This window comes from Thermomonas sp., assembly GCF_023953935.1.
GTDB lineage: Bacteria > Pseudomonadota > Gammaproteobacteria > Xanthomonadales > Xanthomonadaceae > Thermomonas.
On record NZ_JAMLIW010000001.1, the window covers coordinates 329,978 to 351,501 of the forward strand.

Annotated in this window: 19 protein-coding genes, 1 other RNA gene and 1 pseudogene; 4 read left to right on the plus strand and 17 right to left on the minus strand. The window is 67.1% G+C overall.

Going from position 1 to position 21,524, the window contains the following annotated elements; translation table 11 throughout:
* Nucleotides 1-4 precede the first annotated feature (4 nt).
* From hisH to M9902_RS01550, 9 genes are all read right to left on the minus strand, one after another.
* Entirely contained in the window at nt 5-607 is a 603-nt protein-coding gene (gene hisH, locus M9902_RS01510) for an imidazole glycerol phosphate synthase subunit HisH (RefSeq protein ID WP_297220994.1), read from the minus strand.
* Nucleotides 604-1,677, minus strand: coding sequence for a bifunctional histidinol-phosphatase/imidazoleglycerol-phosphate dehydratase HisB (hisB, locus tag M9902_RS01515; protein ID WP_297220996.1), 1,074 nt, complete (start codon nt 1,675-1,677; stop codon nt 604-606). The genes hisH and hisB overlap by 4 nt, the downstream gene beginning before the upstream one ends.
* A 2-nt stretch (nt 1,678-1,679) precedes the next feature.
* Nucleotides 1,680-2,768: a histidinol-phosphate transaminase gene (gene hisC, locus M9902_RS01520; protein WP_297173090.1), complete on the minus strand. Its 1,089-nt coding sequence runs from the start codon at nt 2,766-2,768 to the stop codon at nt 1,680-1,682.
* Entirely contained in the window at nt 2,765-4,063 is a 1,299-nt protein-coding gene (gene hisD, locus M9902_RS01525; protein ID WP_297220701.1) for a histidinol dehydrogenase, read from the minus strand. The genes hisC and hisD overlap by 4 nt, the downstream gene beginning before the upstream one ends.
* Nucleotides 4,060-4,974 carry an ATP phosphoribosyltransferase gene (hisG, locus tag M9902_RS01530; RefSeq protein WP_297220703.1) on the minus strand — a complete coding sequence of 305 codons (915 nt, stop codon included), beginning with the start codon at nt 4,972-4,974 and terminating at the stop codon, nt 4,060-4,062. Before hisG ends, hisD begins: the two co-directional genes overlap by 4 nt.
* Before the next feature lie 9 nt (nt 4,975-4,983).
* Nucleotides 4,984-5,307 carry a YerC/YecD family TrpR-related protein gene (locus tag M9902_RS01535; protein ID WP_297220705.1) on the minus strand — a complete coding sequence of 108 codons (324 nt, stop codon included), beginning with the start codon at nt 5,305-5,307 and terminating at the stop codon, nt 4,984-4,986.
* Between the two features lie 342 nt (nt 5,308-5,649).
* Nucleotides 5,650-6,393 carry a M15 family metallopeptidase gene (locus tag M9902_RS01540; RefSeq protein ID WP_343231866.1) on the minus strand — a complete coding sequence of 248 codons (744 nt, stop codon included), beginning with the start codon at nt 6,391-6,393 and terminating at the stop codon, nt 5,650-5,652.
* A 231-nt stretch (nt 6,394-6,624) separates the two neighbouring features.
* Nucleotides 6,625-8,040 (minus strand): SH3 domain-containing protein, encoded by a 1,416-nt coding sequence (locus M9902_RS01545; RefSeq protein ID WP_297220707.1) that lies wholly within the window; start codon nt 8,038-8,040, stop codon nt 6,625-6,627.
* Nucleotides 8,041-8,061: 21 nt separating this feature from the next.
* Nucleotides 8,062-9,219 (minus strand): DUF819 family protein, encoded by a 1,158-nt coding sequence (locus M9902_RS01550; RefSeq protein ID WP_297220709.1) that lies wholly within the window; start codon nt 9,217-9,219, stop codon nt 8,062-8,064.
* A gap of 268 nt (nt 9,220-9,487) precedes the next feature.
* On the opposite strand from M9902_RS01550, the gene M9902_RS01555 reads away from it, so the two are divergent.
* From M9902_RS01555 to M9902_RS01565, 3 genes are all read left to right on the plus strand, one after another.
* The gene (locus M9902_RS01555) at nt 9,488-10,042 is read left to right on the plus strand and encodes a DUF3228 family protein (protein WP_297220712.1); all 555 of its coding nucleotides are present in this window, start codon (nt 9,488-9,490) and stop codon (nt 10,040-10,042) included.
* A gap of 83 nt (nt 10,043-10,125) precedes the next feature.
* A complete protein-coding gene (locus tag M9902_RS01560; protein ID WP_297220714.1) occupies nt 10,126-10,923 on the plus strand; it encodes a L,D-transpeptidase family protein in 798 nt (265 codons plus the stop codon).
* On the plus strand, nt 10,920-12,149 hold the full coding sequence (locus M9902_RS01565; RefSeq protein ID WP_297220715.1) for a dicarboxylate/amino acid:cation symporter: 1,230 nt from the start codon (nt 10,920-10,922) through the stop codon (nt 12,147-12,149). The genes M9902_RS01560 and M9902_RS01565 overlap by 4 nt, the downstream gene beginning before the upstream one ends.
* A 366-nt stretch (nt 12,150-12,515) precedes the next feature.
* Here the strand turns inward: M9902_RS01565 and ssrA are convergent.
* The 8 genes and pseudogenes from ssrA to rpsF all read right to left on the minus strand — a co-directional run bounded on the left by ssrA (nt 12,516) and on the right by rpsF (nt 19,844).
* Nucleotides 12,516-12,869, minus strand: a transfer-messenger RNA (tmRNA) gene (gene ssrA, locus M9902_RS01570).
* A 392-nt stretch (nt 12,870-13,261) separates the two neighbouring features.
* Nucleotides 13,262-13,849: pseudogene (locus M9902_RS01575) on the minus strand (OmpA family protein); the annotation flags it as partial.
* 192 nt (nt 13,850-14,041) lie between these two features.
* The gene (locus M9902_RS01580; RefSeq protein ID WP_297172277.1) at nt 14,042-15,541 is read right to left on the minus strand and encodes a wax ester/triacylglycerol synthase family O-acyltransferase; all 1,500 of its coding nucleotides are present in this window, start codon (nt 15,539-15,541) and stop codon (nt 14,042-14,044) included.
* Between the two features lie 109 nt (nt 15,542-15,650).
* On the minus strand, nt 15,651-16,778 hold the full coding sequence (alr, locus tag M9902_RS01585; RefSeq protein ID WP_297220718.1) for an alanine racemase: 1,128 nt from the start codon (nt 16,776-16,778) through the stop codon (nt 15,651-15,653).
* 68 nt (nt 16,779-16,846) lie between these two features.
* Complete coding sequence (locus tag M9902_RS01590; protein ID WP_297172283.1) at nt 16,847-18,265, minus strand: replicative DNA helicase; 1,419 nt, start codon at nt 18,263-18,265, stop codon at nt 16,847-16,849.
* 255 nt (nt 18,266-18,520) lie between these two features.
* On the minus strand, nt 18,521-18,976 hold the full coding sequence (gene rplI, locus M9902_RS01595; RefSeq protein ID WP_297172287.1) for a 50S ribosomal protein L9: 456 nt from the start codon (nt 18,974-18,976) through the stop codon (nt 18,521-18,523).
* A gap of 200 nt (nt 18,977-19,176) precedes the next feature.
* Nucleotides 19,177-19,407, minus strand: coding sequence for a 30S ribosomal protein S18 (gene rpsR, locus M9902_RS01600; protein ID WP_297172290.1), 231 nt, complete (start codon nt 19,405-19,407; stop codon nt 19,177-19,179).
* 11 nt (nt 19,408-19,418) lie between these two features.
* A complete protein-coding gene (gene rpsF, locus M9902_RS01605) occupies nt 19,419-19,844 on the minus strand; it encodes a 30S ribosomal protein S6 (protein WP_297172292.1) in 426 nt (141 codons plus the stop codon).
* A 272-nt stretch (nt 19,845-20,116) separates the two neighbouring features.
* On the opposite strand from rpsF, the gene asnS reads away from it, so the two are divergent.
* Complete coding sequence (gene asnS, locus M9902_RS01610) at nt 20,117-21,517, plus strand: asparagine--tRNA ligase (protein ID WP_297220721.1); 1,401 nt, start codon at nt 20,117-20,119, stop codon at nt 21,515-21,517.
* Nucleotides 21,518-21,524: the final 7 nt, after the last annotated feature.

Here is a 21,524-nt window from a genome sequence, read left to right on the forward strand (position 1 = left end):
GGACTCATGTCGGATTCCATTGCAGGAAATTGGACAGCAGCCTGGCGCCCACAGCGGACGAACGTTCGGGATGGAATTGTGCACCGGCAACCCTTCCGCTCTGGACCAGTGCAGCGAATGATTCTCCGTGCGTGCAACTGGCGATGCAGACTGCACTCACCGGCGCGGCGTAGCTGTGCACGAAATAGGCAGGGCTGCCTGCGGCGATCCCCGCCAGCAGCGGCGATGCAGCCACCGAGTCCAACGTGTTCCAGCCCATGTGCGGCACCCGCAGAGCGGGGCCACCAGCCAAGCGGCGCACCCGGCCGGGGAGCAGCCCGAGGCCGTCGCTATGGTCTTCGTCGGAATGCTCGTACAGCAGCTGCATGCCGAGGCAGATCCCCAGCAGCGGCACCTGCAGCGCGCGCAGCGGCGCGACCAGGCCCTGCGCGCGCAGCCGGCGCATGCCCTCGCCGGCCGCACCGACGCCCGGCAGGACCACCCGCGTCGCGCCGTGCAGCGCCTCCGCGCTGCGCACCAGCCGTACCGCTGCCCCTAGCCGCTCCAGTGCATAGTGCACCGAGCCGAGGTTGGCGCCGCCGGCGTCGATCAAGGCCACCTGCATCAGAGCACGCCCTTGGTCGAAGGCAGCTCCACGCCTTCGCGGCGGATCGCCTGGCGCAGCGCGCGGGCAAACGCCTTGAAGCAGGCCTCGACCTGGTGGTGGGCGTTTTCGCCTTCCACCTTCAGATTGAGATTCAAGCCCGCCGCATCGCAGAGCGAACGGAAAAAATGCGGCACCAGCTCGGTCGGCAGGTCGCCGACTTTCTCGCGGCTGAAGTTCCCCTCGAACACGAAATACGGCCGCCCGGAAAAATCCAGCGCGGCCTGCGCCAGGCATTCGTCCATCGGCAGGCTGAAACCGTAGCGGCCGATCCCGCGCTTCTCGCCCAGCGCCTCGCGCAGCGCCTGCCCCAGCGCCAGCCCGGTGTCTTCCACGGTGTGGTGTTCGTCGACGTGGAGATCACCCTCGGCGTCGATGTCCAGCGCAAGGCCGGCGTGCTTGCCGATCTGTTCCAGCATGTGGTCGAAGAAGGCCAGTCCGGTGCGGATCTTCGGTTCGGCGATCCGGTCAAGATCGACGGACACCCGGATCCGGGTTTCCCTGGTGTTGCGCAGGACGATGGCGGTGCGCAGGGCCTGCGCCAAGGCGTGAGCAATCCCCGCCCAGTCCCAGTCGCCGCCGAACGGCTCGGTGTGCAGCTGGAAGCCGCGAATCTTCAGATTGTTTGCAAACGTGATGTCGGTGGGGCGATCCCCGACCATCGCCGAGCGCGCCCAATCGATGGTGCGATCCTGAAGGTAGGGCACCAGCATGCCGATCCCGGGCTTGCGGTTCGGGCTGTTGTCGGCCGGCAGGCTGCAATCAATCAACTCCTCGCGGAACACGATGCCCTGGCTTGCGAAGATCTCCCGCATCAGCCGATGCGGGCCGTCGAAGCTGGCCTGCGGGTAGCTCGGCGTGCCGAGACCGTCCTGGTTGGAGACGATCACGAACTGGTAGCCGGCATCGCGCAGCTTGAGCAGGGCCGGGATCACCCCGCGCACCAGGCGCAGCTTCTCGTAGGCATCGATCTGGAAATCTTCCGGCTCCTCGATCAGGGTGCCGTCGCGATCGACGAACAGGATCGGCTGCAGGCTCATGGCGAGACCTCCACCGCCGCGCCCAGCGCCGCGAACAGGCGCCCGCACTCGGCCGCGGTTCCGATGCTGATCCGCAGCGCATCGCCCAGCTGCGGCAATGCACGCATGTCACGCACCACCACGCCGGCGGCAAGCAAGGCAGCAAACACCGCATCCGCATCAAAGAATCGCGCCAGCACGAAGTTGCCCGCAGATGGATAGACGCGGCGCACCTGCGGCAACCCTTGCAGCGCATCGCGTACCTGCTCGCGCAGGGCGCACGCATCCCGAACCTGCGCGCGGGACGCCGCCACCGCCGCCGGTTGCAGCGAACGCAGCGCCGCCTCGACCACAGGTTCAGGGATTGGATACGGCACTTGGCAGCGGCGCAGCGCCGCGATCAGCGCCGGACTGCCGAGCACGCAGCCCACCCGCGCGCCCGCCAGCGCATGCGCCTTGGACAGGGTGCGCAGCACCGCGATGTTGTCGTGCGCAGCCAGCAGGCTGGCCGCCGACGGCGCCTCGGCATATTCGAGATAGGCCTCGTCCACGATGACCAGGCAGCGGCCGCGCAGGCGCTGCGCCAGCGCGGCCACCTCGGCCAGCGCCAGCAGCTCGCCGGACGGATTGCCGGGCGTGCACAGGAACAGCAGCGAGGCGCCCTGCGCCAGCGCGGCATCGCCCAGCGCCGCGAGGTCGGCGCACAGGCCGGCCGCACCGTCGCGCAGCGGCACTTCGACCACCTGCGCGCCGTGCAGGCGCGCGCACACCGCGTACATGCCGAACACCGGCGGCGCGAGCACCACCTTGCCCTGCCCCGGCAGGCAGAACGCGCGCAGCAGCAGGTCGATCCCTTCATCGCTGCCGCGGCCGACCAGCAGCTGCGCCGGCGCCACGCCGTACAGTTCGGCCAGACGCGCGCACAGCGCCTGCGGCTGCGGCTGCGGATAGCGCCGCAGCTGGCCACCGGCATCGCCGGCATTGGCCCAGGCCGACTCGTTGGCATTGAGCCAGACCGCGCCGGTCAGGGCTTCGCTGCGCGCGGATTTGTAGCCGGCAAAATCCTGCAGGTCGGCGCGCAGCAGCGCGTTCACGGTCAGGCTCATGCCGCAGCCTCCAGCCGCAGTTCCACCGCCCGCGCGTGCGCGACCAGGCCTTCGGCGCGCGCCAGGGTGGCCGCGCAAGGCCCGACCCGGGCGATCCCGGCGCGGCTGGCGTCCTGCACGGTGATCGCTTTCTGGAAGCTCGCCACCGACAGCCCGCTCCAGGCCCGCGCCGCGCCGCCGGTCGGCAGCACGTGATTGCTGCCGCTGCAGTAATCCCCCAATGCTTCCGGGGTGTAGTCGCCAAGGAAGATGCTGCCGGCATTGTCGACCTGCTCCACCCAATTCTCGGCATCGTGCAGGGCAAGAATCAGGTGCTCGGGCGCGTACCGATTGCTGATGGCGATCGCCTGCGCGATGTCGGCCGTTCGGATCAGGCGTGAACTGGCCAGCGCCTGGCGGGCAATATCGGCCCGCGGCAGCTGCGGCAACTGCTGCGCGATCTGTTCGGCCACCGCGTCCAGCAGCGCATCGCTATCGCTCAGCAGCAGCACCTGCGAATCCGGCCCATGCTCGGCCTGCGACAGCAGGTCGGCGGCGACGAACGTCGGATTGGCGCCGGCGTCGGCGATCACCAACACTTCCGAAGGCCCTGCCGGCATGTCGATCGCCGGCCCGCCCGGACGCTGCGCGGCCTGCCGCTTGGCCTCGTCCACCCAGCCATTGCCGGGGCCGAACAGCTTGTCGCAGCGCGGGATGCGCGCGCTGCCCAGCGCCATCGCCGCGATCGCCTGCGCCCCGCCCAGCTTGAACACGCGCACGCCCGGCGCCTGCTGCGCCGCCAGCAGCACCGCCGGATCGGCACTGCCATCCTTGCGCGGCGGCGTGCACAGGATGATCTCGGCACAGCCGGCCAGGCGCGCCGGGATCGTCAGCATCAGGGCGGTCGATGGCAGCGGCGCGCTGCCGGCCGGCACGTACAGCCCGACCCGCCGGATCGGCCGCAGCACCCGCTCGCAGCGCAGCCCCGGCGCGGTTTCCAGCGCGTAGCCTGCGGCCATGCCGGCGCGGTGGAAGGCTTCGATCCGGCCGGCGGCCTCCGCAATCGCGGCCTGCACCGGTGCCGCCACCCGCGTTGCCGCCGCGTCGAATTCCGCGGCTTCCACCTCGAACGCCGACAGTGCGACGCCATCGAAGCGCAGGGTGAAATCGTGCAAGGCGCGATCACCGCGTGCTTGGACATCGGCGAACACGGCCTGCACGCCGCTGCGCACCGCCTCCGACACCGCCTGCACCGGGCGCTGCAATATGTCCTCGCGCTCGCGCGCATCGAGCCGGTTCCAGTCGAAGCACTTCATGCCAGCATCCGCTCCACCGGCACCACCATCAGCCCGTGCGCGCCGGCGCGTTTCAGATCTTCCAGCCGCTGCCAGGTCATCGCGCCGTGGCAGAGCGCCTGCAATGCCAGCGTTTCAGTGCCGTCCACGACACACATGGTCGGTGGCTCGGCATCGGGCAACAGCGGCAGCACGTGCGGCAACGCGTCACGCGCGGCCTGGAACAACAGCAGCTTGCTGTCGCGGATCCGCAACACCCCGGCCATCCGCCGCAGCAGCAATTCGGCCAGCTCGGCACGCACATCGTCAAACGGCTGCGTCGGCCCGACCAGCACTGCTTCACTGTGCAGGATGACCTGGACCGGCTTGAGCTGGTTGGCGGCCAGGGTGGCACCGCTGGAGACCAGGTCGCAGATGGCATCGGCCTGCCCCAAGCGCGGCGCGATCTCCACCGATCCGTTCAGGACCACGACGTCCGCGGCGATCTGCTGTTCATGCAGCCAGGCTCGGAGTTGGTTCGGATACGTGGTGGCAATCCGCTTGCCGGCCAGCTGCGCCGCGCCCCGCCAGTCCCAGCCCTCGGGCACGGCGATGGACAACTTGCAGCCGCCGAACCCGAGGCTGCGCCATTCCCGGAATGGCACGGAAGCACCGACTCCAGCCCGTTCACCGGCGTGTTCCAGCAGCACATTGCGCCCGACCACGCCGAGATCGCAGACACCGTCAGCAATCAGCCCGGGAATATCGTCATCACGCACCAACAACAGGTCCACCGGCAACGATTCGCCATAGCAAAACAGCCGATCCCGGCTTTCACGCCAGCTCAGGCCGGAAGACGACAGCAAGGCACGCGCCGGTTCGCTCAGGCGGCCGGACTTCTGGATGGCGATGCGCAGGCGATCGCGCACCGCCGCATTTGCGGCAGTGTTCATGCAGAACGCTCAATGGGAGTTTCTGGAAAGTCCGAGCCGCTTGGCGGCGGCCCGATAGCCGCCGGCCCCAAGCTCAAGACAGCGCGCCACGCGACCGATGGTGGTGGTGCTGACCTTGGTGTGCTCGTGGATCTCCCGATACGGAGTGCCTTTCAGCAGTTCCGGGACCACCCGCCAGCGATCGCCCATCGCCTCCAGCTCAGTGGGGGTACACAGATCCTCGAGGAATGCGCGGACCTCGGCGGCCCCCTTGAGCGTGGACAGCACGTGGGCCAGCGCGTCAATGGCGACGGCTGCATCGTACGTCGGCAATGGCTCGGGGCGTTGCTTCATGACGGGTGTCGATCCTGGTCCGGGGTCCGCCTCACGCGAACATCAGTTGCTGCCAGCACTGCTGGCAGCGCAGTGCTTGCTGGAAAAACATGTTAGCTCGTTATCATGCTATCACGCTATTGTGATAACACGTTAATACGTTAGCAAAACACCTTCCCCGGCGTCAACACCCACCCCGCACGCCCCTCGAACTGGCAATAGCCACGGCCCCACCCAAGCGCAGGGTGGCCGGATCAGACCGGGTCCGGCGGCCTGCTCAGCGATTCACACACCGCAAGACCGCACGGACACGGACGCCGCAAGCAACCGATCCTGCCATCGCGCGATTCGAAGAATCCAGGCTCAAGGGCCGGTGATGGGCACGTCATAGTACGCGCGCGGCGACGGTTCGCGCTCCAGTCGGTAGTGCCACCATTCTTCGGGCAAGTTGATGAAACCATGCGCCTGCATCGCGTTTCGCAGCAGGTCGCGATTGGCGCGCTGTTCCGCGCTGACTTCAGGGGAATCCGTATGCGCGCGCAGGCCGAAAAAATCGAACCCTGTCCCCATATCGAGGGGCTGACAGTCGGTCATGCTGTCAACGCACCGCAACAACGTGAGATCCACGGTCGCGCCGCGGCTGTGGCCGGAGACCGGCGCGATGTACACCCCGCGCAGCTGCGACTTGTCCAGATCCGGATAGAACTCCGCCTTCCCGCGCAGGTCCCGCGGATCATCCATCCAGCGCACGAACTGCGCGACCGCGCGCGCCGGGCGATAGCAATCAAAGATCCGCAAGCGCAGATGGCGCGAACGCAGCGCCGCTTCGACCCGCGCAAGTGCATCTGCGGCCTCGGGCTTGAGCCAGCAGCGCGGGGCGTCATAGCCATCGATCGGAATGCCGATGAAGTTGTGGCGACCGGCATAGCGGATCTCCAGATCAATGTCCGGGATGCGTGACCGGAGATCGACCAAACCCGCCTCCTGCATGGTCGTGGCCGACGCCAGAACCGGGGCGTCGCTCACCCGCATCGCGCCGGTGCAGGCACTGGCACCGACGCCCGAACACACCAGAAAACACAGCCAAGAGACAGCCCGTTTGATCATGTTCGCTTCCTCAGGTCAGCTGCGGCATGGGTGACCGGCACCGCGGTTGCTTGAACAATCCCGGCTTGTTTGCGGCCGCCGTCCGAACCGATCATGACCACGCCCTACCCGTCTTCCGCGCTCCACAATACCGGCTTGGAGATCAACACGTGACGCGGGTACGGGCGGGTGTCGGGAATCCTCATCGGGTTGCAGGCTCCTTGATTTCGATCTTAGCGCCACCCGATCAGATCAGTGTCGCACGCGAACGATGCTGGTCATGCGATCCACGAGGGGCGCACCGTCGTTGAACAGCAACGGCAGCAGCGGCGTGACGGAGACCGCGTTCAGTTTGATGTCCGCAAGCGTCCCGTCCGCACGCCGGTAGCGCATGCCCGCCACGTCATGGATGACATAAGGTTGACCGTGCAGATGGCCGATCACCAGCATCACGTGTCCGGGGATGAAAACCAGATCGCCCACCTGCAGGGCCTGCACGGCGGCAAGCCGTGCGGCATGCCCGTCACCGGGGCCAAACGAGCGATGTACAAGTCCGGGACTGGCCGCCTGTCGACTGGTATTGCGCGGCAGCAACACGCCCAGGCTTCCATACACTTCCGAGACGAACCCCGAGCAATCGCGACCGTCAAAATCATGTCCCCAGCCATAGCGCTCGCCGAGGAACTTGAACGCCTGCCGGATCAGATTGGCGCGGGTATAGGGCAGATAGCCGTCGGCGGTGTCCGCATTCTTCCGGATCAGCGCAGGCTGGAAAACCAGTTCGCCGTCCGGCCCGCGGGCCGGCAACGTCACAGGCCAGGCCGCGTAGGCTGTCTGCCCGTTCACTGGCTGGTCCGGCGCAAGCCCGGCGGCCAGCGGCAGGCGCGTGGTCATGTCGAATTCAAGGCGCGAGACCTGCGGCGCCTCCGGCGTGTACACCGACTCCACGCGCGCGCCGGTGACGATTCGGAATGGCGTTCGGGTCGCGTAGCCGAGCACGGCGGCACGCGCGCCCAGCGCCACGAAATCGCGCTGCACCCACGCCGCATAGCGCGGGCTGAGCACGAACAGCCAGCGCCCATCGGCAGATTCATGGACGACCGCCACCGGGGTCCCGGGGAATTCCGCGGTTTCCTGGAACCGGTCAATATCCACGTCTCCAGGTGCGGCAAAAGCGCGCAGCTCGGTGGGGAAGGTGCGCAGCGGCGCGCGCCGGACGATCAGGCCGAAGCGCGGCGTCACCCGCTCCGGCACCCGATCCAGCGCCAGGGATTGGCGCCAGCCCGCAGCCATCGCCTCCGGATAACGTTGCCCTTCTTCATCGAACAAGGGATCGCCTGGCAGCCTGGAAACGCCGCCGATCCAGCCCAACACCGCTTGCCGCGACAGCGTGTCGGGCAACGCAGCCAGATCATGCAACGAAGGCTCCAGCCGCAGCAGCCGCGCATTGGCCGCCTGGATGTCGGCAGGCGTCAGCACCACCGCATCCGGCTGCTCCAGCCGAGATATCCAGAACTCCGGCACCAGTTGCGCGTCCTCCACCCCCAGCACGCCCGAGGCCGGCAGCAGCAGCGGCTCCGCCGGCTGCTGCGCAGCCCGAACCAGCGAAGGCATCCCGGCAAGCAGGACCAGAATCAGCAAGCTGCGTGACAACCGGGACACCGGCATGGGGTTCGCCTCCAATTCGCCTCACGGCCCCGGCAGCGCCAATGCCGACATGATCGTCGCCATCAGCAGGCCGAAACCCGTTCCGAGAATGTAGCCCAGCAATGCCAGCAGGATACCCACCGGCACCAGCGGTTTGGCATAGCTTGCCGCCAGCACCGGCGTCGCGGCCACGCCGCCGACGTGCGCCAACGATGCAATCCCGCACAGATACAGGTCGAAGTGGAAGACCTTGGCAAGGATCACCAGCACCAGCGCATGGATCGCCAGAATGCAGACGCCCGCGAGGAGATACAGCGGCGCCGAGGCAATGCCCTTGAAGTTGCTTTGCGAAGCCAGCACCGCCACCACCACGATCAGCAGCGCCGACGACAGCTGGCTGGCACCTGGAAAGCGTGCCAATGGCGTATGCGCCACCACCAGACCGAAGCCGGTGGCCAGCAGGATCGCCCAGGTGGTCGCACTGATGACGCCGCTTGCCGGCAGCCAGTCGGCCAGTTGCCGCGACAGCAGCGCGGCCGCCAGCGCGAAACCCAGCCACAGCAGCACGGCGTCCCAATGCAGCGGCACGCTCGCACGAGCCTCGATATGCGGCACGTCGCCGGAGTTCATCGCGCCGGTCCAGCGGTTGAACGCCGGTGCCAGTCGCGCGATCGAGAACAGCACCACCACCCAGGCCGAATAGCACAGCGCGTCGGTGAGCAGCGACATCCCCAGCAGCGCGTCGGACATGCCGATCGCTTCCTTCACCGCGATCTGGTTGGCGGTGCCGCCCACCCAGCTGCCCGACAGCGCCGCCAGCGGCTGCCAGGCCTTCCCCGCCAGCCACGGGCGGAACAGCAGGAACACCGCAAGAAAGGCCACGAACAGGCTGAAGGTGGTGGACACGAACACCCCCAGCACGCGCGGGCCGAGCCGGTAGATCGCGCGCAAATCACAATTGACCATCAGCAGGAACAGCAGCGCCGGCACCCCGCGCGACACCAGCACGCCCTGGGCCTGCTTGATCTCCGGGCTGATCACCCACAGCCCGGCCACCGCCAGCGCGGTGATCGACAGATACACCAGCACGATGGGCGGCAGCACCGTGAACAACTTCCAGCCGGTGCGGCGCTCCAACGCCGGAAACGCGCCGGCGATCAGCAGCATCAATGCCAGATAGGGCCAGAGCGTGCTGATCACGAAGCCGGTCGATCCTCGAATGGCGCAGACGGTGGACGCTGAAAGACTGCCTGACAAAACGGGCGGCAGCTTGTGGCCATTCTCCACTATCCGGAACGCGAACCGGCCAGATTCTTTCGGTGGTGACATGGCGGCCCGATGTCCAAAGGGGCACGCAGGCCCGGAATCCCGGACAATCCGCGACAGGCGCCCGCAACAGGGCCGCCTGCAGCCCCGCGCCGCACCCCGCTCCATCGCCCCCGCCTCCACGTTCCCGACGCCACCCACGATGTCCATCGCCCTGACCGACTTCGCCCGCACCCGATTGTTCCCGCGCGACGGCCGCTGCACCGCGATCCAGGACTGCACCCCGGATGCGTTCATCGAACGCCTCAACTCCGCGCCGCCGCTGCGCGTGCTCGATGGCTACGCGCCCTTCTGCAAGCTCCACGTCCACGCCAACTGGACCACGACCCGCTGCTCGATGATCGCGATCACCGAGGCCAATCGTCACCTGCTGCGCAGCGCCTACGAGGCGCGCAGCCGCGAGGAATTGCCGGTGCTGGTGCGCTGGTTCGAAGGCATCGAACCGCCGGTGGCCCAGTACCTGATCCCGATCCTGTACGACCGCGCCCAGCTGGCCAGGGAAGGCACCGCCATCGATGCCGACTGGGGCGTGGTCGGCTGCCTGTACACGCTGGAACCCGAGGAAATCCCGATGGTGCCGATCACCCAACTGCGCAATGCGCTGGGCGTGGCCGAAGGCGGCTCCGGAGTGGCCATCGACCGCGCCGCTTACCTGCGCAGCGTGGCATTCTGGGAACGTCACGCAAACTGGCGTTGAGCCCACCGAATTTGAATTGGAGTCATCTCCCACCCATGCCCACGCAGCACACGCACCAACGCCTCACGAATCGACCCACCGCGATGGCGCACACCACTGCTCGCCTCGCGCTGAGCCTGTTCGCCAGCCTGCTGCTGGCCGCCTGCGCCCACCAGCCGCCCGACGCCAGCCACGATGCCCGTGCATGGTCCGATGCCGGCCAACTGGTGCTGGTGACCTCCGCCGACTGGAATGCCACCGCCGCCGAACTGCGCCGCTTCGAACGCGTCGATGGCCGCTGGGTGCAGGTCGGTGAGACCGCGCCAGTCGTGCTTGGTCGCAGCGGCAGCGGCTGGGGCATTGGCTTGAATCCGCCACGCAGCGACGGCCCGAACAAGCGCGAAGGCGACGGCCGCGCGCCCGCCGGCGTGTTCACCATCGGCACCGCCTTCGGCTACTCCGAGCGCGCCACCACCGGATTGCACTATCAGGCCATGACCGGCAACGACTGGTGCATTGATGTGCCCGCTTCGGCCTACTACAACCGCATCGTCGATCGCAGCGTGATCAAGGCGCCACTGCTGGATCAAAGCAGCGAACCGATGCGCCGCGACATTCATGTTGACGGCGACCAGCGCTACCGCGAAGGCTTCGTGATCGAACACAACCTCGACGGCCAGCAGCGCCAGGGCGGCAGTTGCATCTTCGCCCATCTCTGGAAAGACCCGCAGACCACCACCGCCGGCTGCACCGCGATGGCGCCGGCGAGCATGGACGCGCTGCTGGCCTGGCTCGACAAGCGCAAGCATCCGGTCTTCGTGCTGCTGCCCACCCCGCAATACCTCGCCCTGAAGGCCGACTGGCACCTGCCTGAGATCACCGCCGCGGAGGCGACTCGATGAACCAGACCGTGCGCGTTCTCGCCGGCCTCATCGCCGGTCTGGTGATCGGCATCCTGCTGGCATGGCGGACGCCCGAGACCGCCCTGCAGACGGCCACCATCGTCGAGCCCTTCGGCAAACTCTGGCTCAATGCCTTGCAGATGACCGTGGTGCCCTTGGTGTTCTCGCTGGTGGTGGTGGGCATCAACCAGGCCAGTGACGCTGCGCATTCCGGGCGCATCGCCAAGCAGGCGATCATGACCTTCGTGCTCCTGCTTACCGCCGCCGCCGCAATGACCGCCGTGCTTGCGCCGCTGGCGTTGTCGCTGCTGCAACCCTCGCACGCCGTCGCCGTCGCGCTGCAAGCGCATGGCGAGGCCTCGCCGGCGGCAAGCGGCGGCTGGGCCGCGGCCTTGACCGCGATCGTCCCCAGCAACGCGCTGGCCGCCGCAGTTGCCAATGCGATGTTGCCGCTGGTCACCTTCGCCTTGTTCTTCGGCTTCGCCCTGACCCGGATCGAAGCGACGGGCCGCACCCAGGTCGTCGGCTTCTTCAAGGCCGTCAGCGACGCGATGATCGTGATCGTGCACTGGGTCCTGCTGGCCGCGCCGGTGGGCATCTTCGCCTTGGTGCTGGCCCTGACCGCCCGCGCCGGGCTGGACGTGTTGCAGGCGCTGGGCATCTACATCCTGCTGGAATGCGCGCTGTACGCGCTGGCCACGATATTGCTGATCGCCACCGCACTCACCTTCGGGCACCGCAAGCTTGGCGAATTCATGACGGCGCTGGTGCCGGTGCAGGCGGTGGCCGCCAGCACGCAATCCTCGCTTGCCACCCTGCCGGCGATGCTGGACAGCGCGCAGAACCGGCTGGCGATCCCCGCCCGCATCTCCGGACTGGTACTGCCGATGGCGGTGTCGCTGTTCCGCATCACCTCGCCCATTCAATACATCGCCACCGCCTGCTTCATTGCCTGGGCACTGGGCGCGGCCCTAACGCCCGCGCAGCTCGCCACCGGTGTGGCGCTGAGCGTGCTGGTCAGCATGGGCTCGGTGGGCCTGCCCGGCCAGGCGATCTTCCTCGCCACCAACCTGCCGGTCACCTCCGCACTCGGCCTGCCGATCGCCCCGCTACCGGTCTTGATGGCAGTCGATGCGATCCCGGACGTACTGGCCACCGTCGGCAACGTCACCGGCGACATGACCGCGACGGCGGTGGTGGCAGCGCGGAATCCAGCGCAGGAGTAAGCACGTCATCGCTGCATATCCCGTACTTGGGCCTGAACATATCCCCTTCTCGAGTCTGCCCATCTTCCGTTCGTGGGCCCGCACATAGTGCGTTCATGGTGAGCCTGTCGAACCATGAACGGATCGCACATCCCCCGTTCGTGGTGAGCTTGTCGAACCATGAACGGATCTCGACAAACATCGCATCACCACCATCGCGTGTCGTGGTGTTGCAGTTGAACGATAGCGGGAACTGAGAACGGAAAACCGCCCGAAACGGGGTTGTCCGGGGTGGCTGCGTCCGTCGCAGCAAGGCCCGAACCCGCGCCAACACTGGCGCTCCGGGCAAGAAAAAACCCCAACCGGGAACGGTTGGGGTTTTGATATTGGTGGAGGTGGGGGGAATTGAACCCCCGTCCGAAGATGCTCCATGCCAGGCACTACATGCTTAGCTCGGTGTTTGGTCTCGGATGGCGGCAACACACCGTGCGAGGCACGCCGTCATCCACACCCGCTGAGTTTCGGAGCCGGTTGGCGGGTCGCCGCCGGAACCTATCCCGTGATAATGACCCTACATCCACGAGCACAGGCACAAGTGGGTTCGGGGCTAGGCCTTAGGCGGCCAGAGCGTAGTTGTCGTCGTTGGCAACTATGAGTTTTGCAGCTGGATTAGCGAGGAAAGCTACCCCCTCGGCATGCGCCGTGCGATTTCGCAACCCCCGTCGAAGCCAGTGCACCCCCGGGAATGTCGATGTCGCCGACGGGGCAAGTATAGGGGCTGCGGCCGGTTTCACAAGCATTGCGACGGAAGGCGCGGATCCACAGCAACACCCCGTTCATGGTTCGACAAGCTCACCACGAACGGGACGACCCGGCTTGCTCGAACGGGGCGACTCTGTTTGCTCGAACGGGGCGGCCCGGCTTGCTTGAATGGGGCGGCTCGGCCTGCTCGAATGGGACGACCCGGCCTGCTCGAACGGGATGGCTCGACGGGGTGGCGGGGCTTCTTGTTGACGCGGATCTCCGCGAAGAACGCGGATGTCGCGGCTTGGTTCAACAGCATTTCGACCTGTCCCGCCCTATCCGCGCTTCATCGGCGTTGATCCGCGTCCAAAAGCCCTTATAGCCTCCCATCACGACCGCAGCGGCAGCAGGCGGATTTCGACCCGGCGATTCATCGCGCGCCCGGATTCGGTGGCGTTGTCGGCGATCGGGTAGCGCTTGCCCATGCCGATGATTTCAAAACGCTGGGGCTGCACGCCCTGTGCGGTCAGGTAGCTGGCCACCGCTTGCGCGCGTTGCTCGGAAATGCGCTGGTTCACTTCGTCTGAACCAATGCTGTCGGTATGGCCGCTGACTTCGACGATGGTCTGGTTGTATTCGCGCAAGGTGCCGGCGATGGTGTTGAGCGAGGGATAGAACTGCGGCTTGATGTCGGTGCGGTTGAAGTCGAAGGTGACGCCGTCGGGCAGGTTCAGCAGGATGACGTCGCCGTCACGGCGAACGTCCACGCCAGTGCCGGCGGTTTCGCGGCGCAGTTCGGCTTCCTGGCGATCCTGGTAATTGCCGATCGCCGCGCCCGCGAGCGCACCGATGCCGGCGCCGACCATGGCGTGCTGGCGGCGCTCGACCGCGCTGTCGCCGCTGAGCAGGCCGGCGGCGGTGCCAATCGCCGCGCCGATCAGCGCGCCGCGGCGGGTGCGCTGATTGGTCTCGTTGCCCTGATCGTCGTAGGTCGCACAACCCGCCAGAAAGGCGGTGAGGCAGGCACCGAGGGCGATGCATTTGAGCGGCGTGGTGTTCATGCGGGCTCCAGTATCAGGTCAGGACACAGGGGCCAGCCTAGACGGGCGCACGTGGCTGGAGGATGAACACGGGCCCGGTTTTCGCGATGCAGCGCGGCCCGAACCAGTTCAGGCGCCGGTCGCTTGCATCAATCCGAGCGCCGCGTCGGCGTCGAGCTGGCGATCCCACGGGCCCATCATCGCCAGATACAGCAGCTTGTCGAACTCCTCGACGAACCGGCGCGCGACCGCGTCCGGATCCGGAATCAATTTGGCGTCGCTGATCAGGCCGAAGTGGACCTGGCCGCGATAGCTCAGGATCGACAGGCCCAGCCCGATCGAACCGGTCTGCGGCACCCAGAACATGATCTCGCGCAGGGTGCTGCCGGCCATGTACAGCGGCTGCTGCGGGCCGGGGACATTGGTCGCCACCGCGCTGGCCTTGCGGCTGAACAATTCCAGCGCCAGTTCCTGGAGCGGCTGCGGGGCGACCCCGAGCGCGGCCAGCAATCCGTAGGCGACGATGGCCTGGCGCGAGTGTTTCAAGTTGCACATGCACTCGGCAACGCGCTCGAGGCGGCGCAGCGGGTTGTCCTCGCCAACCGGCAGGTCGAGGAACACCAGGCCGAAGTGGTTGCCCAGCTTCTTCGCGTGCTCCAGCGGCCGCAGGTTGACCGGCACGGTGGCGCGCAGGGTCAGGCCGTCGGGGTCGTCGCCGCGCTCGATCATGTAGCTGCGCAGGGCGCCGGCCGCCGCCGCCATCAGCACGTCGTTGACGGTGCAGTCGCAGGCGCGGCCGACCGCCTTGACCTCTTCCAGCGGGATGGGTGCTGCCCAGGCCACCCGCTTGCTCACGCCCAGGCGACCGCGCAGCAGCGACGGCGGATCATCGGACAGCGACAGTGCGTGCACCAGTTCCAGCGCGATGTCGGAACCTTCCTTGGCCAGCAGGGTGGCCAGCGAAGGGTCCTGCATCATCGCCATGCCCTGCTCCAGCGCCTTGCCGCCGAGCTTCATGTAGCGTTCCATCGCGCCGACCCGGCGCGCCACCGGCGCGGCCTGTTCCTTCAGCCAGCTCTTGTCGAGGCGGGAAGCGGTGGAGGCCTCGCGGCTGGTGTCGGTGAGCGACAGCAGCACCTGCACCAGCGCGATGCCGTCGGCGTAGCAGTGGTGGATGCGTGCGACCACCGCCGACCCGCCCTGGTAGCGTTCGATCAGGTGGAACTGCCACAGCGGCTTGGTGGGGTCCAGCGGGCTGGAAGCGAGCTGGCTGACGAAGCGTTCCAGCGCGCGCTTTTCCGACGCCTTGCCGGGCTTGCCGGGCAGGCCGGACAGGCGCACGTGCCAGTCGAGGTCGAAATTGCCGTCTTCCACCCACTGCGCGCCGGCGGTGCCTTCGACCGGTTTCTGCCGGAACCGCGCATAGGCGAGGAAACGCCGTTCGATCACCTTTTTCAGCTGGGCCAGCGCCATCGGCTCGGCGAACATCAGCACGCCGGTGATCATCATCGGATTGGTCGGCCGTTCCATCCGCAGCCAGGCGGTGTCCACCTTCGACATCGGCTCGCGGCGCGGGCGTTGCGGGGTGGCGGCGGCGCTGCGGCGCGCGCGCGGTCGTGCTGTGGCCATGCCGACTCTCCTGAGACTAGCCGCGAGTGAAGCACCGGGGCGGCGCAAGGTCAACGCGGGCGGCAATGATTCCGGCGTCAGCCTCGAATCGAGCCGGCAGGCGCCGGCATCACCCGCCCCGATACTCGCGCGGGATGCGCTCGTTGAGCCGGGTCAGGATTTCGTAACCGATGGTGTCGGCCTGCAAGGCCAGATCTTCCACCCGGATCGCCGCGTCGCCCTGCTGGCCGATCAGCACCACGTCATCGCCGTTGTACGCGGTGCCGTCGGGGCCAAGGTCGACCATGAACTGATCCATGCACACGCGGCCGACGATCGGCAGCCGCCGACCGCGAATCAGCACCTGGCCGCGGTTGGACAGCGCGCGCGGGTAGCCGTCGCCATAGCCCAGCGGGATGGTGACGATGCGGGTATCGGCCGGCGGCGCCCAGGTGGCGCCGTAGCTGACCGGGCGACCGGCATGGACCACCTTGAAGTACACCACCTGCGAGAGCAGCTCCAGCGCCGGGCGGACCTCGATCGTGGGCCGCGCCTGCGGATCGGGCAGCACGCCGTACAGGAGGATGCCGGGACGCACCATGTCCAGCCAGCTGTCGGGGAAGTGCAGGATGCCGCCGGAATTGGCCAGGTGGCGGATCGGCATCGGCGCGCCCAGCCGGGTGAAGTGGGCGCAGGCGGCGTGGAAGCGTTCCAGCTGCAGCGCGGTCATCGCCGAGCCCGGGTCATCGGCGCAGGCCAGGTGCGAGTACACGCCCTTGAGCGTGCACCAGCGCGAGGCCACCGCTGCCTCGATGAACGGCGCACAGGTTTCGCTGTGCACGCCGATGCGCTCCATCCCGGTATCGATCTTCAGGTGCACCACGGCCTTGCGGCCCAGCGCCTGCGCGGCGGCTTCCACCTTGCGCAGCTTGTCGATCGAGGACACGGTGAGTTCCAGGTCGTGTTCGATCAGCTGGCCGGCCTGGCGGCCGAGGATGCCGCCCAGCACGAGGATGGGCACCGTGATGCCGGCGCGGCGCAGGGCGATGCCCTCCTCGACGAAGGCCACGCCGAATTGCCCGGCCCCCTGCGCCTGCAGATGGCGCGCCACCGGGATCAGGCCGTGGCCGTAGGCATTGGCCTTGAGGATGGCCATCACCGGCACGCCGACGCGGCCGCGGATCGCGCGCAGGTTGCCGGCCAGCGCGTCGAGATCGACCACGCTCCGCGTGGGGCGCTGGCTGACAAGATCGCTCATGGCCGACTATTCGACCACGCGCGCGGTCGCGGCGCCAGCGCAGCGGACCGCCGGCCGGCAGCGCGCCATCATTCGCCCTCGAAGCTGCCGCTGCCGTCGTGGGCGAGGTTGTCGAAGCGGGTGTACTCGCCGAAGAACTTGAGCTTGAAGCTGTCGGTGGGCCCGTTGCGCTGCTTGCCGATGATGATCTCGGCCAGGCCTTTGTCGGGCGAGTTTTCCTTGTGGTAATACTCGTCGCGGTAGATGAACACGATCATGTCGGCGTCCTGCTCGATCGCGCCGGATTCGCGCAGGTCGGCCATCACCGGGCGCTTGTCGGTGCGCGATTCCAGCGAGCGGTTGAGCTGCGACAGCGCCAGCACCGGCACCTTGAGCTCCTTGGCCAGCGCCTTGAGCGAACGGCTGATCGCGGAAATCTCGGTGGCGCGGTTCTCGCTGTTGCCGGGCACCTGCATCAGCTGCAGGTAGTCGATCACGATCAGGCCGAGGTCGTGCTCGCGCCGGAGCCGCCGCGCCTTGGCGCGCAGCACGTCGGGCGAGAGCGCCGGGGTGTCGTCGATGAAGATCCTGGCCCCCCTGAGCAGGGAAATCGCGCCATGCACCCGGCTCCAATCCTCGTCTTCCAGATCGCCCACCCGCAGCCGGGTCGCGTTGACCCGGCCCAGCGACGAAATCAGGCGCAGGGCCAGCTGCGAAGACGACATTTCCATCGAGAACACCGCCACCGCCTTCTTCGACTTGAGCGCGCCGTATTCGGCGATGTTCAGCGCGAAGGTGGTCTTGCCCATCGCCGGGCGCGCCGCCAGCACGATCAAGTCGGTGGGCTGCAGCCCGGCGGTCATCCGGTCGAACTCGGCATAGCCGGTCGGCAGGCCGGTGATGCCGCCGCCGCTGTCAGCGCGCTGCTGCAGGACTTCGAACGCCTCGCTCAGCGCCTTGTTGACCGGCACGAAATCCTGGCGCCCGTGGGCGTGGCTTTCGGCGATGGCGAACACCTCCTGCTCGGCCTTGGCCAGCAGTTCAACCGAATCGCGGCCTTCGGGCTGGAAGCCGTCATTGACAATCGTGGTGCCGACCTCGATCAGGCGCCGCTGGACCGCCTTGTCGCGGACGGTCTCGGCATAGGCCTGGATGTTCGCGGCGCCGGGGATGTTGGCGGCCAGCTCGAACAGGTAGCTGGCATCCAGCCCGTCGCCCAGCAGGCCCCGCGCATCCAGCCACTCGCGCACGGTAAGCATGTCGCAGGGCTGGCTTTTCTCGGTCAGTTCGCGAATCGCGCGGTAGATCAGGCGGTGGTCGCGGCGGTAGAAATCCTCATCGACCAGCCGGTCGGCGACCCGGTCGAACGCACCTGCATCCAGCAGCAGGCCGCCCAGCACCGCCTGCTCGGATTCGATCGACTGTGGCGGCACCCGCAGCATTTCGACCCGCGCATCGCTGCGCGAACTGAAGCTGGGGTCACGACGTGCGCCTGAACCTGCGGTCATGGGGAATTTCCGTCTCCTGGAACACCAGCGCGCCGGATTGGCGCGCCGATCGGCGTCGAAGTCCTGCATCGTAGGCGGGGATGGCCCGGGGGTGTTGCAGACAAGTCATGGGACATCCTGTGGACAACCCGTCTCACGGGCTGCGACAGGCTTCAGGCTGACGCATGCCGGGGGCGAATGGACGCTTGTCGGCGACGCCAAAACGCGAACAGGCGCCCGAAGGCGCCCGTCGCGGGGTCGGGCCGGTGGCGAGACTCAGTTCGCTTCCGGCACCACCACCACCTTGACGGCGGTCTGCACGTCGGCGTGCAGGTGCAGCTGCACTTCGAACTCGCCGACGTGGCGCAGCGGGCCTTCGCCCATCGTCACCTCGGACTTGTGCACGTCGACGCCGTACAGCTTTTCCAGCGCCTCGGCGATTTCGCGCGGGCCGACCGAGCCGTACAGCTTGCCTTCGGTCGAAGCGTTGGCAGCGACCGTCACGCTGGCACCTTCCAGCTTGGCCAGGCGCGCATTGGCGGAATCAAGGGTCGCCTGCGCCTTGGCCTCGTACTCGGCGCGGCGTTGCTCGAACTCGGCGAGGTTGGCGGCCGTGGCCGGCACCGCCTTGCCCTGCGGCACGAGGTAGTTGCGGCCGTAGCCGGGCTTGACGGTGACCTTGTCGCCCAGACCACCGAGGTTGGTGACTTTCTGCAGGAGGATCAGTTGCATGGTGTTGCTCCGTTATTCGTTAGCGACGCTTGGCGTCGCAACGGTGGCTGTCCGAATGGACGGGGTTTCGAACGTGCTGACGAACGGCTTGCGAAGGCGTGGCAAGGAGCGGGAGGGAGCGCGCACCGCAGTTGACATGGGTCAATGAGGATGCGCGCGACCGACCGGCGACACCGCCACGTCGAGCAGGCGACGCAATCTCAGACGTTGTGGTTGTCGGTGTACGGCAACAGCGCCAGAAAACGCGCGCGCTTGACCGCGGTCTGCAGCTGGCGCTGGTAGCGCGACTTGGTCCCGGTGATGCGGCTGGGCACGATCTTGCCGGTCTCGGTGATGTATTGGCGCAGGGTGTTGAGATCCTTGTAATCGATCTCGGTGACGCCCTCGGCGGTGAACCGGCAATACTTGCGGCGGCGGAAGAATTTGGACATGGTCAGGCTCCTCAGGCGGCTTCGGCGGTGTCGTCGGCACGATCGGAGTCAGAATCCGACGCACCCTCTTCGTCGCGATGGCGACGCTCGCTGCGCTCGCCGCGCTCGCCCTTCTCGTCCTTGTTCTTCATGATCGCGGACTGCTCGCTGACGGCATCGTCACGGCGCATCACCAGATGGCGCAGGATCGCGTCGTTGAAGCGGAAGCCTTCGACCAGCTCGTCCAGTGCGGCCTGGCTGGCTTCGATGTTGAGCAGCACGTAATGGGCCTTGACCAGATTCTGGATCGGGTAGGCCAACTGGCGGCGGCCCCAGTCCTCGAGGCGGTGGATCTTGCCTTCGGCGGCCTCGATCGAACTCTTGTAGCGCTCGATCATGGCCGGAACCTGCTCGCTCCGGTCCGGATGGACCAGAAACACGATTTCGTAATGACGCATGGTGGTGTCCTTGTGGATGGTGGCAAGCACTCGCCTGCCGGTCAGCCCTCGGCCACCCACCCCTTCCGCATCAATCTCAGCTCGGGGCCCGGCGCGTTCGGGCAAGGTCTCCCGCGTGCGGGAGCCGCCTATTATGGGAAATCAAGGCCTTGCATGCAAGTTTTGCGCCGCAGGCACCGTCCACGAGGTACGGTCGCGGGCGACGTCCTGCTCGCCGCCATGTGCACTCCGGTAAACTGCCTGACCCGATTGCGTGAAACGAGTTTGCAGCGATGACGACGATTTCCGTGGCCCAGGCGTTGGCCGGGCACGTGCCGGAAGGTGGCCAGGTGTCCGTGCGTGGCTGGGTGCGGACCCGCCGCGACTCCAAGGCGGGCCTGTCCTTCGTCAACGTCAGCGATGGCTCCTGCTTCGCGCCGATCCAGGTGGTCGCGCCGGACAGCCTGTCCAACTACGAATCCGAGGTGAAGCACCTGACCAGCGGCTGCGCGGTGATGTGCACCGGCACGCTGGTGAAGTCGCAGGGCCAGGGCCAGAGCTTCGAGGTGCAGGCATCGAACATCGAGGTCGTCGGCTGGGTCGAGGACCCGCTGACCTATCCGATGCAGCCCAAGCAGCATTCGCTGGAGTACCTGCGCGAGTTCGCCCACCTGCGCCCGCGCACCAACCTGTTCGGCGCGGTGACCCGCATCCGCCATTGCCTCGCGCAGGCGGTGCACCGCTTCTATCACGAGCGCGGGTTCTACTGGATCTCCACGCCGATCATCACCACCTCCGATGCCGAAGGCGCCGGCCAGATGTTCCGCGTGTCCACCCTGGACATGGCCAACCTGCCGCGCGACGGCAAGGGCAAGGTGGATTTCAGCCGCGACTTCTTCGGCAAGGAAACCTTTCTTACCGTGTCCGGCCAGCTCAACGTCGAGGCGTTCTGCCTGAGCCTGAGCAAGGTCTACACCTTCGGCCCGACCTTCCGCGCCGAGAATTCCAACACCTCGCGCCATCTGGCCGAGTTCTGGATGATCGAACCGGAAATCGCCTTCGCCGACCTCAACGATGATGCCAACCTTGCCGAGGAGTTTCTCAAGTACCTGTTCAAGGCGGTGCTGGACGAGCGTGGCGACGACATGGCCTTCATTGCGGAACGCGTGCAGAAGGACGCGATCACCCGGCTGGAAGGCTTCCTCAACGCGCCGTTCGAGCGCATCGACTACACCGATGCGGTGGCGCTGCTGCAGAAGTCCGGCAAGCAGTTCGACTTCCCGGTGGAATGGGGCCTGGACCTGCAGACCGAACACGAGCGCTGGCTGACCGAGGAACACGTCGGCCGACCGGTGGTGGTGATGAATTATCCCGAGCAGATCAAGGCCTTCTACATGCGCCTGAACGACGACGGCCGGACCGTTGCGGCGATGGACGTGCTGGCGCCGGGCATCGGTGAAATCATCGGCGGCAGCCAGCGCGAAGAACGCCTCGACGTGCTCGATGCGCGGATGGCGCAATTCGGCCTCGACCCTGCCCACTACGGCTGGTACCGCGATTTCCGCCGCTACGGCACGGTGCCGCACGCCGGTTTCGGCCTAGGCTTCGAGCGGCTGGTGGTGTATGTGTGCGGGCTGGCCAATATCCGCGACGCGATCGCCTATCCGCGCGCGCCGGGCAGCGCCGAATTCTGATCGCCGC